Source organism: Nonomuraea sp. B10E15 (genome assembly GCF_039871615.1).
Lineage (GTDB): Bacteria > Actinomycetota > Actinomycetes > Streptosporangiales > Streptosporangiaceae > Nonomuraea.
The window spans coordinates 1-15,137 of the sequence record NZ_JBDPMB010000039.1 but is presented as its reverse complement, the minus strand read 5'-3'; the positions used below and the strand labels follow the sequence as shown (position 1 = coordinate 15,137).

16 protein-coding genes are annotated in these 15,137 nt (G+C 70.5%); 7 read left to right on the top strand and 9 right to left on the bottom strand.

What is annotated here, in order from left to right; all coding sequences use genetic code 11:
* The first annotated feature begins 70 nt into the window (after positions 1 to 70).
* Positions 71 to 589: a helix-turn-helix domain-containing protein gene (locus tag ABGB14_RS48045; RefSeq protein ID WP_347650581.1), complete on the top strand. Its 519-nt coding sequence runs from the start codon at positions 71 to 73 to the stop codon at positions 587 to 589.
* A 21-nt stretch (positions 590 to 610) separates the two neighbouring features.
* Here ABGB14_RS48045 and ABGB14_RS48040 read toward each other — a convergent pair whose 3' ends face one another.
* Complete coding sequence (locus ABGB14_RS48040; RefSeq protein ID WP_347650580.1) at positions 611 to 1,063, bottom strand: GyrI-like domain-containing protein; 453 nt, start codon at positions 1,061 to 1,063, stop codon at positions 611 to 613.
* A 97-nt stretch (positions 1,064 to 1,160) separates the two neighbouring features.
* On the opposite strand from ABGB14_RS48040, the gene ABGB14_RS48035 reads away from it, so the two are divergent.
* From ABGB14_RS48035 to ABGB14_RS48020, 4 genes are all read left to right on the top strand, one after another.
* Entirely contained in the window at positions 1,161 to 2,600 is a 1,440-nt protein-coding gene (locus tag ABGB14_RS48035) for a GuaB1 family IMP dehydrogenase-related protein (RefSeq protein ID WP_347650579.1), read from the top strand.
* A 119-nt stretch (positions 2,601 to 2,719) separates the two neighbouring features.
* The gene (locus ABGB14_RS48030) at positions 2,720 to 3,094 is read left to right on the top strand and encodes an FKBP-type peptidyl-prolyl cis-trans isomerase (RefSeq protein ID WP_132516184.1); all 375 of its coding nucleotides are present in this window, start codon (positions 2,720 to 2,722) and stop codon (positions 3,092 to 3,094) included.
* Positions 3,095 to 3,363: 269 nt separating this feature from the next.
* Positions 3,364 to 4,887, top strand: coding sequence for an ATP-dependent DNA ligase (locus ABGB14_RS48025; RefSeq protein ID WP_347650578.1), 1,524 nt, complete (start codon positions 3,364 to 3,366; stop codon positions 4,885 to 4,887).
* Positions 4,888 to 6,179: 1,292 nt separating this feature from the next.
* Complete coding sequence (locus tag ABGB14_RS48020) at positions 6,180 to 6,422, top strand: septal ring lytic transglycosylase RlpA family protein (RefSeq protein WP_347650577.1); 243 nt, start codon at positions 6,180 to 6,182, stop codon at positions 6,420 to 6,422.
* 158 nt (positions 6,423 to 6,580) lie between these two features.
* On the opposite strand, the gene ABGB14_RS48015 is transcribed toward ABGB14_RS48020, so the two are convergent.
* The gene (locus ABGB14_RS48015; protein WP_347650576.1) at positions 6,581 to 7,132 is read right to left on the bottom strand and encodes a DUF1707 and DUF4870 domain-containing protein; all 552 of its coding nucleotides are present in this window, start codon (positions 7,130 to 7,132) and stop codon (positions 6,581 to 6,583) included.
* 181 nt (positions 7,133 to 7,313) lie between these two features.
* On the opposite strand from ABGB14_RS48015, the gene ABGB14_RS48010 reads away from it, so the two are divergent.
* On the top strand, positions 7,314 to 7,658 hold the full coding sequence (locus ABGB14_RS48010) for a hypothetical protein (protein ID WP_132641993.1): 345 nt from the start codon (positions 7,314 to 7,316) through the stop codon (positions 7,656 to 7,658).
* 106 nt (positions 7,659 to 7,764) lie between these two features.
* On the opposite strand, the gene ABGB14_RS48005 is transcribed toward ABGB14_RS48010, so the two are convergent.
* The 7 genes from ABGB14_RS48005 to ABGB14_RS47975 form a co-directional block, all read right to left on the bottom strand.
* Entirely contained in the window at positions 7,765 to 8,865 is a 1,101-nt protein-coding gene (locus tag ABGB14_RS48005; RefSeq protein ID WP_347650575.1) for a DUF4192 domain-containing protein, read from the bottom strand.
* Positions 8,866 to 8,993: 128 nt separating this feature from the next.
* Positions 8,994 to 9,377 (bottom strand): DoxX family protein, encoded by a 384-nt coding sequence (locus tag ABGB14_RS48000; RefSeq protein WP_347650574.1) that lies wholly within the window; start codon positions 9,375 to 9,377, stop codon positions 8,994 to 8,996.
* A 263-nt stretch (positions 9,378 to 9,640) separates the two neighbouring features.
* Positions 9,641 to 10,399 carry an EI24 domain-containing protein gene (locus tag ABGB14_RS47995; protein ID WP_347650573.1) on the bottom strand — a complete coding sequence of 253 codons (759 nt, stop codon included), beginning with the start codon at positions 10,397 to 10,399 and terminating at the stop codon, positions 9,641 to 9,643.
* A gap of 10 nt (positions 10,400 to 10,409) precedes the next feature.
* Positions 10,410 to 10,991: a nucleoside triphosphate pyrophosphatase gene (locus ABGB14_RS47990; RefSeq protein WP_347650572.1), complete on the bottom strand. Its 582-nt coding sequence runs from the start codon at positions 10,989 to 10,991 to the stop codon at positions 10,410 to 10,412.
* Between the two features lie 16 nt (positions 10,992 to 11,007).
* Positions 11,008 to 11,628 carry a DUF937 domain-containing protein gene (locus tag ABGB14_RS47985; RefSeq protein WP_347650571.1) on the bottom strand — a complete coding sequence of 207 codons (621 nt, stop codon included), beginning with the start codon at positions 11,626 to 11,628 and terminating at the stop codon, positions 11,008 to 11,010.
* Positions 11,629 to 11,694: 66 nt separating this feature from the next.
* Positions 11,695 to 13,641, bottom strand: coding sequence for an ATP-dependent zinc metalloprotease FtsH (gene ftsH, locus ABGB14_RS47980; RefSeq protein ID WP_347650570.1), 1,947 nt, complete (start codon positions 13,639 to 13,641; stop codon positions 11,695 to 11,697).
* A gap of 38 nt (positions 13,642 to 13,679) precedes the next feature.
* On the bottom strand, positions 13,680 to 14,441 hold the full coding sequence (locus ABGB14_RS47975) for a hypothetical protein (RefSeq protein WP_347650569.1): 762 nt from the start codon (positions 14,439 to 14,441) through the stop codon (positions 13,680 to 13,682).
* A gap of 170 nt (positions 14,442 to 14,611) precedes the next feature.
* Between ABGB14_RS47975 and ABGB14_RS47970 the strand changes: the two genes are divergently transcribed.
* Entirely contained in the window at positions 14,612 to 15,025 is a 414-nt protein-coding gene (locus ABGB14_RS47970; protein ID WP_347650568.1) for a DUF3616 domain-containing protein, read from the top strand.
* Positions 15,026 to 15,137 lie beyond the last annotated feature (112 nt).

Sequence of the window (15,137 nt, the reverse complement as noted above, 5' to 3'; positions counted from 1 at the left end):
CTTAACGGATGGTAAGTGCGACGCTAGCACGGCCCCTTACTTAACGATAGGTAAGGGATAGCCTTGGCTCATGCCCAGTGACACCAAGGCCCGCATCCAGGCGGTCGCCCGCGAACTGTTCGCCGAGCAGGGCGTGCGCAACACCAGCCTGCGCCAGATCTCAGACCGGCTGGGCATCACCAAGCCCGCGCTCTATTACCACTTCGCCTCGCGCGACGACCTCGTGCGCAGCATCGTCCAGCCGCTGATCGACGACCACGACAGGTTCGTGACGGCACGAGCGCCCGGCGACCCGCGCGAGCTGCTGGATGACTATTTCGAGATGATCTGGCGGCACCGCCAGGTGCTCGTCATGGTGCTCAGCGACCTGGCCACGCTGGGCCAGCTCGACCTGACCGACCGCTTGTTCGACTGGCGGCGCCGGCTCGTGGGCCTGCTGCTCGGCGCCGACGTCACGCAGGAGCAGCGCATCCGGGCCACGGTGGCGCTCGGCGGCATGTCCGACTGCACGGTCGAGTACGCCGACCGGCCGATCGAAGAGGTCAAGCCGACGGCCGTCAAGGCGGCGGCCGCCGCGCTCGGCCTCTGATCCACCCGTGTCCGGCCCTCGCTAGAGGGCGATGAACAGGTCGGCGCCGTCGCGGTGGTGCACCTCCAGATCCGTGGTGAACGCGCGCGCCGGCGAACCGCCCGACTCGGTGTAGTGCCACACCTGCTGCCACGCCTCCACGAGCGCCTGCGGCATCGAGCCGCGGGCCTCCAGCTTCAGCGACTTGGCCGCCGGCACCCGGACGGCCACCATGCCCTCGGGCAACCGCGGCACGGTGCGCACGCCGATGCCGACGATCTGCGTGAAAGCCCCGTTGTGGTCGCTCTCGTAGTCCGTCAGCACGGCGTAGAGGTTCTCGTCCACGCGTCCCGGCACGTGCGCGAAAGCCCCCGGCGCACCCGCTCGCTTCCAGAGCGCGGGCAGCTTGGCCCGCTCCGGATCCTTCTCGTCGGCGTTGGTGGTACGTACGGCGAAGCCGACCACGGTCAGCTCGGCCCGTTCGGTGACGTCCACAGGCCCTCCCTCCCCCAAAAGTGTCCCGGCCGATCATAAGCCCCCGAGAAAGGGGGAAACCCTTGGCACACCCTGTCACCACATAAGATGGATGAACGTGAAATTTCTCAATGACCTCGAGCCTCCGTACGATCTGACCTACAGCGACGTCTTCATGGTCCCGTCGCGGTCCTCGATCGGCTCGCGGCTCGCGGTCGACCTCTCGTCCAACGACGGCACCGGCACCACCATCCCCCTCGTCGTGGCCAACATGACCGCGGTCGCCGGCCGGCGCATGGCCGAGACCGTGGCGCGGCGCGGCGGCATCACCGTGATCCCGCAGGACATCCCGCTGGACGTCGTGGCCAACGTGGTCGACTGGGTCAAGAACCGCGACCTCGTGCACGACACGCCGCTCACCCTCACCCCGCACGACACGGTCGGCGAGGCGCTGCAACTGCTGCCCAAGCGGGCGCACAACGCCGTCATCGTGGTCGACTGGGACAACCAGCCCGTCGGCGTCGTGACCGAGGCCGACTGCGAGGGCGTGGACATGTACACCCAGCTCTCCGAGGTCATGTCGAGCGAGCTGCTGACGCTGCCCGCCGGGCTCGACCCGCGCACGGCCTTCGACCGGCTGCACGAGGGCCGCCACCGGCTCGCGCCCATCGTCGACGCCGCCGGGCGGCTGGTCGGCATCCTCACCCGCATGGGCGCGCTGCGCGCCACCCTCTACCAGCCCGCCGTCGACCCCCAGGGCCGGCTGCTCATCGCGGCCGCCGTCGGCGTGAACGGCGACGTGGCCGCCAGGGCCGCGGAACTGCTCGACGCCGGGATCGACTGCCTGGTCGTGGACACCGCCCACGGCCACCAGGACAAGATGATCTCCGCGCTCCGCGCCGTCAAGGCGCTCGACGCCCCCGTCCCCGTCGCGGCCGGCAACGTGGTGACCGCCGAGGGGGTACGCGATCTCGTCGCCGCCGGGGCCGACATCGTCAAGGTCGGGGTGGGCCCCGGCGCCATGTGCACCACGCGGATGATGACCGGGGTCGGCCGGCCGCAGTTCTCGGCCGTCGTCGAGTGCGCGGCCGAGGCCCGGCGGCTGGGGCGGCACGCGTGGGCGGACGGTGGCGTGCGGCACCCGCGCGACGTCGCCCTGGCGCTGGCCGCCGGCGCCTCCAACGTGATGATCGGGTCCTGGTTCGCGGGCACGTACGAGTCGCCGGGAGACACCCGTACGGACGCCAACGGGCGCAAGTACAAGGAGAACTTCGGCATGGCCTCCGCGCGGGCCGTGCGGCTCAGGACGGCCGACGACTCGGCGTTCGAGCGGGCCAGGAAGGCCGTGTTCGAGGAGGGCATCTCGACGTCCCGGATGTACCTGGATCCGAAACGGCCCAGCGTGGAGGACCAGATCGACGCCATCGTGGCCGGGCTGCGCTCGTCGTGCACGTACGCGGGGGCCTCCAACCTGGCGGAGTTCCACCGGCAGGCGGTCGTCGGCGTCCAGAGCTCGTCCGGCTACGCCGAAGGCATGCCCCTGCACCAGAGCTGGTGACCGCGCGTCCCCGCAACAGCGGCCCGCCCGGGTCGGGAATCGGCGGAGTCACGAACGACGACGATGTCCCGAGCGCATAGAGTCGTCGGGTCAGTTCTCATCGTCAACAGGAGCACTACGTGGCACTCGAGAAGCCCGAGATCGACTTTCCCGGAGGCAATCCGCCCGCCGACCTGGAGATCGTCGACCTGACCGTCGGCGACGGCCAGGAGGCCAAGCCCGGCCACAACGTACGCGTCCACTACGTGGGCGTCGCGTTCTCGACCGGGGAGGAGTTCGACGCGTCGTGGAACCGCGGCGAGGCGTTCGAGTTCCCCCTCGGCGGCGGGCGGGTCATCGCCGGCTGGGACCAGGGCGTCGCGGGCATGAAGGTCGGCGGCCGGCGCAAGCTGGTCATCCCGCCGCACCTCGGCTACGGCAGCCGCGGAGCGGGCGCCCGCATCAAGCCGAACGAGACGCTCATCTTCGTCGTCGACCTGCTCGGCGTCAGCTAGCGTCTCCCTCCTTCCGGGAAGGCCTGCCCGGTCACCCGGTCGAAGCCGGTCCCGAAGGCCACCTTCCGACACCACCAGCGGAGCCATCCTTCGGGCCCGGCGCGCAAGCCACCACCTGGCCGGGGTTGCGGAAGCCGCCACAGGCCCGGCGCTCGGCGGAGCGGTTCTCCTGCGCCCGAGCGCTCGCGTCGATCGCGCACCGGGCGAATCACTGAGAATCCTTGCACCCGGTGGACGGAAATGTCGGCCACGTGAGGCACCATGAACGTGTGCTTCTGATCGACGTGGTCCGGGTGTCCGAGGCGGTGACGCGCACGTCCGCCAGGCTGGGCAAGATCGGTCATCTGGCGGAGCTGCTGGGCCGGGTCGGCCCCGGCGAAGCCGAGATCGCCATCTCCTATCTCTCGGGCGAGCTGCCCCAGCGGCAGGTGGGCGTCGGCTGGCGCACGCTGGAGGATCTCCCCCAGCCCAAACTGGCCGCCACCGCCACGCTGACCGCCGTCGACGCGTTGCTGAGCACGATCAAGGCGGTGTCCGGGCAGGGCTCGCAAACGGCGCGCAAGACGCTGGTGGCGCAGCTGTTCGCGGGGCTGACCAGCCAGGAGCAGCAGTTCATGAGCCGGCTGCTCCACGGCGAGCTGCGGCAGGGCGCGCTCGACGGCGTGATGATCGAGGCGGTGGCCAAGGCGTCCGGCGCTCCCGCGAGCGACGTGCGCCGCGCGCTCACGCTGCGCGGTTCGCTGCCCGCCGTCGGGGCTGCCGCGCTGGCCGGCGGGGTGGCGGCGTTGCACACGTTCCGGCTGGAGGTGGGGCGGGCGGTCTCGCCCATGCTGGCGGGCAGCGCGCCCAACGTGGCGGCCGCGCTCAAGAAGGCGGGCACGCCCGCGGCGCTGGAGTGGAAGCTCGACGGGGTCAGGGTGCAGGCCCACCGCGCGGGCTCGGAGGTCAAGGTCTTCACCCGCACGCTCGACGACATCACGCCGCAGGTTCCCGAGCTGGTCGAGGCCGTGCTCGCGATGCCCGCGGACGATCTGGTGCTCGACGGCGAGGTGATCGCCCTGCGCCCCGACGGGCGGCCGCACCCGTTCCAGGTGACGGCGAGCCGGGTGTCCAGCAAGACCGACGTCGCGCGGCTGCGCGAGCGGACGCCGCTCAGCGTGTTCTTCTTCGACGCGCTGCGGGTCGACGGCGCCGACCTGCTCGACCAGCCCTACGCCCGGCGCCAGGAGGCGCTGACCCGCCTGGTCCCCCAGGGTCTGCTGACCCCGCGGCTGATCGCGGACGAGGTGACGGAGGCCGAGCAGTTCTTCACCGACGTGGTGAAGGCCGGCCACGAGGGCCTGGTGGTCAAGTCCCTGGCCTCCCCCTACGCGGCGGGCCGCCGTGGCGCCGGCTGGATCAAGGTCAAGCCGCGTCACACGCTCGACCTGGTCGTGCTGGCGGCCGAGTGGGGTCACGGGCGGCGCCAGGGCAAGCTGTCCAATCTCCACCTGGGGGCCAGAGACCCCGATGGCGGGTTCGTGATGCTCGGCAAGACCTTCAAAGGCATGACGGACGAGTTGCTCGCCTGGCAGACCGAGCGTTTCCTCGAGCTCGCCGAAGGCCCCACCGACGGCTGGACGGTCAGGGTGCGACCTGAGGTGGTCGTGGAGATCGCCTTCGACGGGGTGCAGCGTTCACCCCGCTACCCGGGCGGCATGGCCCTGCGCTTCGCCCGCGTCCTGCGCTACCGCCCCGACAAGCGGGTCGAGGACGCCGACACGGTGGAGACCGTACGCGCGCTGATGTTGTGATCCACACGGCCTCGCCGCCCACCGGCGACGGGCCGTGGAGGGCGTCGGTACGAGCGCGCCCCTCAAGCACGGACCGGCACGCCCCGCTCGCGGCCGCGGCCGCGGGACGCGCTCTGCGTGGAGGCAACCGTCAGGAAGCGTCGCGGAGTCTTCCGGCCCGCCAGTCGCGGCCGGCGTCGCGAAAGACGGATGTTGCCTCGCTCCCCTCCGCCTGCCCGACCGCTCCGCTCCCCTCCGCCGGCCGCGCCCCTGCCCCGCGGTCCCGTCCGCCTCGGGCACCGGATCGTCCGGCCCGATCATGCCACACCGCCTCCGGCGCGAGCGGCGTCCTCGATGACGTACACGTGCCGCTCCTCGGCCGGCTGCCACACCGCTGGGGCGAGCCCGTGAGATGAGTCACTTAATGTCCCATCTTTACTCGCCGTTTGTCGCATATGTTCGTCCTCGTCGCGCGGGACCCCCAGCCCGCCCGCGGATCGGCCGCCGTACGCCCTCGCCCCCTCGCGCCCGGCCCTTCCTAGCCCTATCCCCTATGTAGGACCCGTGGTTTACGTTGGGCCAGCATTCCCGCAAGCCGTCTCCGCATGACCGCAAGCTCTCTCCCGCCAAGCGGTGGACCGCCGTCGCAGCCGGCGCCGCCGTCGTCTGCGCCGCCTCGACGACCGCGTGGGCCGCCTTCGGCGACGACGACCCCTTCCGGCGCTCGATGGGCGCTCCCGGTCAGGCCAGCACCCCCGGCGAAGCCGCCCGCCGGAACAGCCCGCAACCGTCCCCCTCTCCAGGACCCCGGCGGCCCACCCGAAGACGACGACATCCCCTGAGTCCGGTGGTAACACCGGCTCCCAGGGGTCCGGGTCGGTGACGGCGACCCCCGGCCCTGGCGCGCGGCGTCCGGGCGCGAAGATGGAGTCCCAGGGGACCGGGGCGAAGGCTGAATCCCGGGGACCGGGAGCGAAGACCGAATCCCAGGCGACGGCGAAGCCCGGATCACCCGAGCCGAAGACGCGTTCCTCGAAGCCCAAGCTCCGTGTGCTGTCGTCCGGCAGGTGCGGCGCTTCCTACTGTGACTCCTCCGCTCCCTGAAGGAAGCGGCTTCTCGCCCCGCTTACGCGGGAGACGACGGCCAAGCCCTGACCGATGCCCGAAAGCACAAGCACCATCCTATCCGCAGGAGGCGACGGTGTCCGAGGTTCCGCCACAGAACGCCCGGGCCTTGGCGGCCCTCCCGCTCCCGATTCCCCCATCGCCTGCAGGCGACGGTCCCCTCAGGAGGCTCTAATGGCGACCCCCAGATGACGGCCAGCGGCGAGCGTTTCAACCCCTCGGCGATGACCGCCGCGCACAAGACCCTCCCGTTGGGCAGCAAGGTCCGCGTGACCAACCCGGCCAGCGGAGAGACGGTCACGGTTCGCATCAACGACCGCGGCCCGTACATCGGCGGCCGCTGCCTCGACCTGTCCAGAGCCGCCTTCGCCGCCATCGGCAACACCAGTGCCGGTGTGATGAAGGTCAAGTATCAGGTGCTGGCCCGCTGACCCTGGCCACAGCCGGCCAGCGGAAGAACGGCGGTCGGCCGTGCACCGGACGGTTGGGGAGCTCGGGAGCGGGCGTGTGCGGGGAAGGACGCGACGCGCCCCGCGGAGGTCAGGGCCTCGGCGGGGCGTACGCGAAAGAAGCGGGACGAAACGTCGTGTCACTTCACCAGGCGGAGCGTCATCGGGTAGCGGAAGTTTCCCTCCGTCAGGGCCGAGACGCCGCCGACGATCGCGAGGACCACCGCCACGACCCAGATGATCGGCACCAGCACGATGCCGATGATGGTGAAGGGCAGCAAGATCGACGCTCCTACGAGCGTGATCTGGAAGTTGAGCGCCTCCAGCGCCTGCCGGCGGATGTAGGGGGAGGTCTTGCCCCCGGTGAGCAGCAGGATCAGCGGTGCCACGATCGGTACGCCGAGCAGCAGCACCATGTGGCCGAGCGCGGCGCCGAGGCGTTCGTTGCTCTCCGGCACGCGCTCGTGGCGGACTTCGGCCGCGGAAGGAGGGGCGAGCTGGGGCACGGCCTGGGTGCCGTAGATCTCGGTCATGATGGGCATCAGGTCACCGTGCGTGCGCGCCGTCATCGCGCGCTCCAGCCGGTCGTCGAACTCGAGCTTGTCGAAGCGGCCCTCAGCGTAGGCGGCCTTGACGTGCTCCACCACGTGCTCTCGGTCCTGGTGGGTGACGCGCAGTTGAGCTGGCGGCACCTGTCCCGGCCCAGGGGTTGTCGGTACCCCAGCCATCATCGCCATGCCTCTCCTCGGTGAGAATCGAACGGTCTCCCCCCATACTGCGTCTTCGAAGGCCCGGGTGCTATCCGGAGAATCCCCGATCCGTCCCTTAGATCATCCCCCGGCGCGGAGCCCTCAGATCGTATAAAAAGGATTCATGAGATGGCGCGACCGCTACGGCCTGCGTCGGCTGCGCGGCCCCAAAGTCGCAAAGTTCGACCGAGAGGCGACAGACGCCGACATCGAAGCGCTCATCGCCTTTGCCCGTTCGCGGCGTGGCGTCGAGTTCTACGTCGAGCCAGAGACTTTCGCCACCGACACGACCGCTGTGGCGGTGGCCGACGACGGCGAGTGGACCAGGCGGAGGGTCGGCTCACCGGCCGTCATCCGCAAGGTCGCTCGCAATCTTGCCCTGCCGGTGTACGACGTTCAGCTCACCGGATATCCGCGGCGGATGCGCGATTACAACGAGCGCCGCCGCCGCGAGGAGGACACCCTCTAACCCGGACATCCGGAATTCGGATATTCCTCCGTGCGATTTTCCAGACGGCCGAGGGTCATATCCCTTCACCGCGCACGGCCCTCAAGAGTAGGACCATGGTGGACGGCTATTCGAGAGGTGGCGGCGGTGCCTCGTCGTCGAGCAGGTTGACCAGGGGCAGCAACCACACCGCGTGGACGGGGCCCATGGCGGCGTCGAGCTCGGCCGGGGTGGGGAGACGGTCTCGCAGGACGCTCGGTGAGAGCAGGTTCTGCAGGGCGTGCATGAGGAGGTTGGCCATCGAGTAGCCGGGGTCGACGGTCAGGGCGCGCTCGAGGGCGATGGTGGCCTGGACGTTGTTTCCCGCCCGCCAGGCCGCCATGGCCAGGAGGGAGGCGGCCGGTGGCGTGAAGCGGGGCTCCAGCCTGCGCGTCAGATCCTTCCACAGGGACGCGTGGGATTCGTCCATGAGGGTCCAGGCCTCATCGCGGACGCGGATGACCGCCAGGTCCAGGCCGAGCCTGGCGGCCTCGGCGTCGTCGAGGCGGCCGCCACCGGCGTGGGTCCGCACCGCCGACCGGACCCTGGCCAGGCCCTCCGAGACGAACTGCCGGGCGTGGGCGTCGAGGTCGGGAGTGGCGGTGAGCCCGGCCCTGACCTCCGCGACGGCGTCGGACGTGGCCCGCCGCATCGCCATGCGCACCGGACCCGTGACAGGGGCCAGCGTGTGCTCCAGCGCCTCGCGGTCGGGCAGGGCCACCAGGCCCCGGACCGTCGCCTCCGCGGCGATCCGGCTGGTGGACGGGTCGTAGGTGGTGCCGTCCGCAGGGCAACATCTGGGGACGTCGCAGACGTAGGACCAGTAGCGGCCCTCATGGGCGCGTAGTGCCTCCCCCACGCGGACGCCGGCCCGTGGAGCCAGCCGCCTGACCTCGTCGACCGCGGGGGTGACCACCTCGCCGGGACCGTAGCCCACGATCACGATCTCCGTGACGCTCTCCCGCTGCAGGAGGGGGGCCAGCGGGTCGAGGGTGCCGGGCTCCAGCGGGAGACCCCATCGGGCCACGACCTTGGTCGTGCCGTGGTCGATGCCGATCACCACGAGGGAGGTCTTCGGGTGGAAACCCACCAGGTAGGGGACGGCTGCGAGGACGTCGGAGGGGCCGGCCAGGGTGAGGCGGGGCTCGTCGGTGAAGGCGGGAGCGGGGGTGGAGCTGTCGGTCGTCATGGGCCCCAAGGGTGCCGAGGGCGGGCGGGGGCCGGAAGAACCGAAAGTCGTTCTGGGGATGGAGCGAGGGGGCGGGCTGAGGCTGTGGACAACCCGGCAGCCGGCACATCTCCACCCTGCTGCCGGGGTCAGCCGGCGAAGGGCTCGACGGCGAGGCGGCCCCAGGCGACGAAGGCCGCGAGCGCCAGGTAGACCGCGTTCAGCGCCACGAGCGGGTATTCGCCGCGGCGGCCGTGGGTGATCCCCGCGCCGATCATCAACAGGATCCAGCAGACGGCGGTCACCGGCACCATCACCGGGGCGATGCCGAGCGCGGCGGGCAGGATGAAGCCCGCCGCGGCCAGGACCTCCAGGATGCCCAGGGTCTTGACGAAGCCGGCGCTCACCTCCCCGGTCCACCCCCCGCCATGGCTCGCGGCCAGCTTTGCCTGGGGGACGAAGGTCTTGGTGAAGCCGCCGAGCAAGGCCACGGCTGCCAGCAGTCCGGCGGCGATCCACAAGGTGAGGTTCATCAGCTACTCCTGAAACGAAAGGGCGTGCACCTCCCATGACGAGAAGCCACCTCGGGCTGTGACATCGGCAAGGCCGCAGGTCAGCCGGAGGGCTGAGGACGTGGCGCACCTCACGAGCTCGCGAACCCCGCAGCGGGGCGACCGGCGTCTCCTGGCGGCCACCCGACAGTCACGCGACGGCGGCGCACTCGATCAGCCGACGAGCTCGGCGAGGTCCTGATGTTTTACGTGGGGAGAGGTGAGCCCGGGCCCCCCGAAGCACCTCAGGGCGCCGGGTCAGGGCTGGGGGTGGAGGCCGGGGCCAGGCGGGTGCGTACGAGGAGGGCGGCGCCGGCCACGGCGGCGGGCATGGCGATGACCGCCACGAACGGGATGAGGAAGAGCAGGAACACGGCCACTCCGAACCCCAGCGTGCCCGCCTTGTTGGCGCGGAGGAGGGCGAAGCGTTCCTTGCGGGCCATGCCGCGCCGTTCCAGGGCCAGGGTGGTGAGCTCCACTGTCATGAAAAATCCGGAAACGGCCGCTCCCAGCACCGGCACCACCGTCTGCCCCACCACGGGTACGAACCCGAGCGCGAACAGCGGAACCGTGAAGAGCAGCACGTAGAACAGCGTGACCAGGCTGTCGCGGATGGACCGCGGCAGAGTGCGCCACCAGGGCTGCTCCTCCTCCGTCTCCAGCACGTCGACCGCCGCCGACAACTTCTCGTAGAACGGATCACCGATCGCCAGCGTGAGCGCGACGAAGGTCAGCACCGCCAGCGCCAGACCGCCCAGGAACAGGGCGACGCCCACGAGCGCGCGGAACGCCTCCCGCCAGCTCCACGAGTCGGCGAACGGCGTCAGGAACGCGGCCAGATCGGTCGCGTTGGTGCCGAGGAAGATCAGCGCGACCACGTAGACGGCGAACGCGATGAGCGCCGGGATGAGCCCGAACAGCCACCAGCGCCCGTTGCGAGAGACCCAGCCGAACCCCTGGAGGAAGAAGCCCACGCCGGAGAAGAAGTCACGCACTGATCGCATGTCCGGCAGGCTAGCGCCAGAAAGCCGTCACCGCGTAGCCGAGCTCCGCGAACAGGTCGCGAAGGAGCGGCAGCGAGATGCCGAGCACGTTGCCGTGGTCGCCCTCGATCCCTTCGACGAACCATCCGCCGCGCCCTTCGATGCTGAAGGCTCCGGCCAGGGAGAGCGGCTCGCCCGTGTCGACGTAGGCGGCGATCTCCTCGGGCGAGGGCCGGCCGAAGTGCACCACGGTGGTGGCGGTCTCCGCCGCCTGCCGGCCGGCGACGACGTCGATGACGCAGTGGCCCGTGACGAGCCGCCCCGTGCGGCCCCGCAGCAGCCGCCACCGCTCAAGGGCCTCCTCGGGTGTGGCCGGCTTGCCGTAGGGGCGGCCGTCGAGCTCGAGGATCGAGTCGCAGCCGATGACCAGCCCTTCGTCCAGCCCGCTCGCGACCGCCTCGGCCTTGGCCTTGGCCAGCACCAGGCTGAGCGCCGCCGGTGAGTAGGCCGAATAGGCCTCCTCGTCGACGCCGCTGACGATGACCTTGGGGTCGAGGCCCGCGCTGCGCAGAAGAGCCAGGCGGGCGGAGGAGGCTGAGGCCAGAACGATCACTCGCACAGCCTACCGGTCACCAGTCGGGGGTCGCCGTGCCCGGTGTGATCTCACGGCTGCCCGCGCTCCTGCGGCCGCGGGTGATGGCCGCCGTGTCGTACGGGCTGGTCCGCTGCGCGGGCGTGCCGCCGAAGATGCCGTCGAGCAGGGTCGTCACCAGGTCGCCCAGCTTCGCGGGAAGGGTGGACCGTTCGTGGTCGAGCTCGTCGGCCAGGGCGCGCGCGTCCAGGTGACGCCCGGCGGCGCGGTCGGCGAGCAGCGACATGATCATGGGGGCGACCAGCGGCAGCAGCTTCATCATGGCCCCGGGGTTCACCGCGGCGAGCTGCGACAGCCCGGCCGCCGCCCGCTCGGTTCCCTGGCCCCCGAACACGTGGCCGAGGATGTTGTGGCCGTCGCGGGTCAGCGAGGCCACGTCGCCGTTGAACGGGTCGGTGTCCTTGTGGTCGTCCAGCGCGCTGAGCAGGGCGTCGGCACCGTCAAGGTGCTCGGCGTCGCGGGCCATGCCACCGATGATCGTGCCCGCGACGGCCTGGGTCACGATGCGGGCCGTGGCCGGGTCGGTGCCGAGCATCCCGGCGACCTGTTCCAGCCCTGAGTCTCCGAGCTCGGCGAGAAGCTCGTCAGTCAGTGTCACGACAAGTCCCCCGATCGTTGTCGGAACATCTGCCCCGACCACAATCGGCGTCAACGTCCGGATTGCCTAATTCTCGGAAAATTCCCTCGGCCGGCTCCCGGCGGTGTCCGCGGACCGGCTCAGCAGGCCCGCGGCGGCGTACGCACCGGCCTCGTCGAGGGTTTCGTGCTCCAGCAGCGCCTCCACGATCGCGTCGAGCTTGTCGCGGTTGTCGCTGAGCACCTGGACCGCGCGCTCGTAGCACTCGTCCACGATGCGCCGCGCCTCCTCGTCGACCATGGCGAGCGTGACAGGCGAGGCCTGGGGCTGCTGGCCGTCGTTGGGCAGGATGGTCAGCGGGCCGATCTTCTCCGACATGCCCCAGCGGCCGACCATGCCGCGGGCGATCATCGTGACCTGCTCGAGGTCGTTCTCGGCGCCGGTGGTGATGACGCCGAACACGACCTGCTCGGCCGCCATGCCGCCGAGCGCGCCGGTGATGCGCCCGCGCAGATATTGCTCGTCGTAGGCGTAGCGGTCGCTGTCCGGGGTGGACAGCGTGACGCCGAGCGCCCGGCCGCGCGGGATGATGGAGATCTTCCTGACCGGGTCGGCGCCCGGCTGGAGCATCCCGAGCAGCGCGTGCCCGGCCTCGTGGAAGGCGGTCCTGGTGCGCTCGTCCTCCGGCATGACGATGCTGCGGGCCGCGCCGAGCTGCAGTTTCTCCAGCGCGTCGGTGAAGTCGGCCGTCGAGACCTTCTCCTTGCCGCGCTTGGCGGCAAGGAGGGCCGCCTCGTTGACGAGGTTGGCCAGGTCGGCGCCGGTCATGCCGGGGGTGGTCTTGGCGAGCTGGTCGAGGCCGACCTCGGGGTCGAGCGGCACGCCCCTCGTGTGCACCGCCAGGATCGCGGTGCGGCCGGCCGCGTCGGGCAGGCCCACCTGCACCGTACGGTCGAAGCGCCCGGGACGCAGCAGCGCCGGGTCGAGGATCTCGGGGCGGTTGGTGGCCCCGATGACGATCACGCCCTCGGCCCCGGAGAAGCCGTCCATCTCGGTGAGGATCTGGTTGAGCGTCTGCTCGCGCTCGTCGTGCCCGCCGACGCCGCCGGCGCCGCCCCTGGCCCGGCCGATGGCGTCGATCTCGTCGATGAACACGATCGACGGCGCCACCTTCCGCGCCTCCTCGAACAGGTCGCGCACGCGCGAGGCGCCCACGCCGACGATCATCTCGATGAACTCGGAGGCGCTGGCCGAGAAGTAGGGCACCTTGGCCTCGCCCGCGACCGCCCTGGCCAGCAGCGTCTTGCCGGTTCCCGGCGGGCCCGCGAGCAGCACGCCTTTGGGCAGCTTCGCACCCAGCCTGCGGTATTTGTCGGGGTCTTTGAGGTAGTCGACGATCTCGACGAGCTCGTTCTCGACCTCGTCGATGCCGGCGACGTCGTCGAACGTGACGCGCACCTGCCCGGCCTCGACCGGCTTGGCCGCCTTCGACTTGCCGAGCCCGCCCAGGCCGCCGCCGCCCATCATGCTGGCGCCCCGCCGCATGATCCAGATCCACAGGCCCGCCAGCAGCAGCACGGGCAGCAGCGAGAACAGCAGGTTGGAGAAGAACCCGCGCGTGATCGGCTTGGAGGTGATCTCGACCTGCCCGTTGGCCAGCTGCTGGTCGAGCTGGTCGGTGTTGGCGAAGGCCGGGATCTCGGTGGCGAACTTGGTGTAGGACTCGTTGCTCTCGGGGTTCTTCGCCGCCGATCTGAGGTCGCCCTCGACGGAAAGGCCCTCGGCGTAGATGTCCTTGACGTTCTTCGCGTTCACCTGCTTGGTGAACTCGGTGTACGAGATCGTCTCGACCGAGCCGCTGTCGACGAACGACGAGACCACGAAGAAGGCCGCGTACACGATCAGAAGGGTGACGGCGAACCGCCACCAGTTGATCTTGGGTCGCCCTCCGGGTGTGCCGGGCAGGCCTTCCGAGCGCCAGGGCGGCTTGCCCTTGCCCTTGTCGGATGGCTGCGGCGCTCCAGAGCGTTCCACGGCGTCACTCCCCCATATCGCCGCATTCAATGATCTTTCTAGCCTAGGACACGTACCCCTGCGGCCACGCGGCCGACATCGGGCCAGTGCTTGCGCTGCGTGTCAGGCACTGTGACGAACGCCAGGCCGGGCTTGCTCATTCCCCCGTCCATGACGACGACGGCCGCCCGGGAGGAGTGTTTTCCGTACTTCACCCGATAAATCAGCATCCATCCGCGCTTGACCGGTTGCGCGGCCAGCCAGGTGATCCGGGAGCCCTTGGGGTGGTGGTTGAGCGTCCAGCGGGCGGCCAGCAGCGCCGTGTCGCGCCGCGACTTCTGCTCCATGATCGGGAGCGGGCAGGTCACGAGGACCCCGCGCAGGCTCGTGCCGCGCTGCCTGGGCAGCACCTGCTTGGTGGTGTACGGCGCCGGATTGTGCGCCTTCCACGGCCGGCCCAGCCTCGGCACGGCCAGCCCGGTGCGCCGGTCCTTGAGGACCCGCCTGGCGGGCGGGCGCACCTTGACCCTCCTGACCTTGGAGGTCAGCTTGGGGACGCGCGGGTCGGCGTACAGCGCCTCCATGGCCGTGTAGCCGGGCGCGAGCGAGGCGCCGGGAGTGGGTGACGCCTTCGCCGCCTCGACGGGCTCGCCGGCCGCGTGGGAAGGTGCGGGGCCGGACGAGGACGGTGCGGCCGGCGGCGCGGTTACCGGCCCCGCCGCGACCTCGTCCGGCCCTGACGGGAGCACCACCACGACCAGCGTCACGGCGACGGCCACGACGGCGGCGGCCACGGCGAGCCCCCGGTACACCACCCGCATGCGGAGATCACCGATGCGGGAGCGTTTGGGCGGAGAAGCAGGGACCCAAGGTCTGGAAGCGGTTCTCACGCGGGAACCCTTGATCTCATCTTCCCCATCGAGCACGAGCGGAGCGTACGACATATCCCGCCATGGCGTCCTCGAAGCGACCGAAGTGCAATCATGGCGTCGTGGAACAGGTGGAGCTGCGCTTCGATCAAGCCTCCAGAGCAGCCCAAACCCATACAAACCTCTCAGCGATCAGGCAGAGCGCGACCGGCCTCTGGATCGCCGGCGACGAGACCGCGACGTTCGAGCACCTGGCGTGGACGGGCGACCACTTCGGCGCCCAGCGCACGTTCGAGCTGGCGGACCACGTCGACCTCCCGGCCGGCCCCGTCGACGAAGCCGACATCGAGGGCCTCGCCCGCGCCGACGGCCACCTCTGGCTGGCCGGCTCGCACAGCCTCAAGCGCAAGAAGGTCAAGTCGAAGGACCCCGCCAAGGCCGCCGACCGGCTGGCCACGGTGGTCAGGGAGGAGAACCGCTTCATCCTCGTACGCCTGCCGCTCCTCGACGAGCGGACCCCTGGATGCTCCTATTGATGTCAAGCACTGGGTTCATGATCAGTTCTGGTGATGACCCGATAGAGCTCGCGGGCGATGTAGCGCTTGAGGCAGCGGATGATCTCTTTCTTGGACAGGCCGTCTTGGGTGC

What these genes read in the sequence shown, in the direction of transcription:
- ABGB14_RS48045 (WP_347650581.1), top strand. Translation starts at nt 71, where the DNA reads ATGCCCAGTGACACCAAGGCCCGCATCCAGGCGGTCGCCCGCGAACTG.
- ABGB14_RS48020 (WP_347650577.1), top strand. Translation starts at nt 6,180, where the DNA reads ATGACGGCCAGCGGCGAGCGTTTCAACCCCTCGGCGATGACCGCCGCG.
- ABGB14_RS48010 (WP_132641993.1), top strand. Translation starts at nt 7,314, where the DNA reads ATGAGATGGCGCGACCGCTACGGCCTGCGTCGGCTGCGCGGCCCCAAA.
- ABGB14_RS48005 (WP_347650575.1), bottom strand. Translation starts at nt 8,865, where the DNA reads ATGACGACCGACAGCTCCACCCCCGCTCCCGCCTTCACCGACGAGCCC.
- ABGB14_RS48000 (WP_347650574.1), bottom strand. Translation starts at nt 9,377, where the DNA reads ATGAACCTCACCTTGTGGATCGCCGCCGGACTGCTGGCAGCCGTGGCC.
- ABGB14_RS47995 (WP_347650573.1), bottom strand. Translation starts at nt 10,399, where the DNA reads ATGCGATCAGTGCGTGACTTCTTCTCCGGCGTGGGCTTCTTCCTCCAG.
- ABGB14_RS47975 (WP_347650569.1), bottom strand. Translation starts at nt 14,441, where the DNA reads ATGCGGGTGGTGTACCGGGGGCTCGCCGTGGCCGCCGCCGTCGTGGCC.